This is a genomic window from Micromonospora sp. U21 (genome assembly GCF_018070045.1).
Taxonomy (GTDB): domain Bacteria; phylum Actinomycetota; class Actinomycetes; order Mycobacteriales; family Micromonosporaceae; genus Micromonospora.
In genome coordinates this window covers 1-1097 of record NZ_JAGPYK010000082.1, presented here as the reverse complement: position 1 = coordinate 1097, position 1097 = coordinate 1, and the positions used below count along the sequence as shown (strand labels likewise).

1 pseudogene is annotated in these 1097 nt (G+C 65.4%); it reads right to left on the bottom strand.

The features are described from left to right. Window positions 1-444: 444 nt before the first annotated feature. Window positions 445-792: pseudogene (locus tag KBX63_RS34835) on the bottom strand (ADP-ribosylation/crystallin J1); the annotation flags it as partial. Between the last annotated feature and the right edge of the window lie 305 nt (window positions 793-1097).

Genomic DNA, 1097 nt, shown 5'->3' with positions numbered 1-1097 from the left:
GTGCACGGATCTGCCGCGAGGTGCGCGGTCGATCATGCCCGCCGATGTCCGCTAATCCTCGAAGTTGAACTCGAAGGTGCCCGCCTCGATGCGGTCGATGAGTTGGCTGACATCGTCGGCTTGCCGGACCGCGCTTTCCCAGCCACTGCTTGTGATGTCGGCCAGTAGAACCGGTGCAGGGTCGCTGCGCAGGTCGAGCACAAGCTGTTCACGTGAGCCGTCACCGCCGATGATCGCGATGCCGGGATGCTCATCGGTGGCTTGGTCCCATGCGTCATGCAGCTCGAGCATCTCGCGTGGCGAGTTGAGCCAAACGTAGGCTCCGCTGGACATCCAACCTCGTCGGAACCACGACTCACCTTGGAGGTAGGTTCGCCAAGCGGCCGGCAGAGACCGGCCCAGGGCCTTGTCGGCGTTGGTGAACTCGTGGTCGTTCACTGGGCCGCGGTACTCGGCTTCCTCGATGATGGCGCCGACGATGTGGGCGTTAAGGTCGGCAAGCTCCTCGGCGGGGATCCAGTACTCCAGCACGTCGCGGCCACCGGCCTGGTGAACCTCGTAACGGTCCAGGTACGACCGCTCGACGTCAAACCGGGTTACGTAGCCGACACCCTCGGCGGGGACGTTCCACTCGCGGGCGATCTTCGTGGCGTACCAGCGGTTGAGGACGGGGTAGAAGATCGGCTGGTCCGCCAGGCGTGGTGGCCAAGCCCGCCACCCCGAAGCCGCCAGGAGGTCAAGTTCGGCCTGCCCAGTGGGCCGCCACAGGGCGATCGTGTCGGAGTTGTCGATGGTCTGATCCTCGCCAATCGTGGTTGCGGGGTGGTCGTGGCGAGCCACGCGTCCAACATTCTGGTGATCGGCCCTGAGCATTGCCGTGGCCCGACCGGCTCGGCCATCCGAAAAGGCGTGCGCGAGCGGTCCCGCATGCGTTCATCTGCCGCCGGTCGGGCGCGGCGACACAACCGAACCTCTTGATCAGGCGCCCCTATGGGCACGGTTGGGGCCGAACTGTCGGGCTGGTCACTGGGAGGTACCAAGGAACGCGGGATCGTCGAAGCCCATGTCGCGCATCTTCTCGCCGGAGAAGATCACCA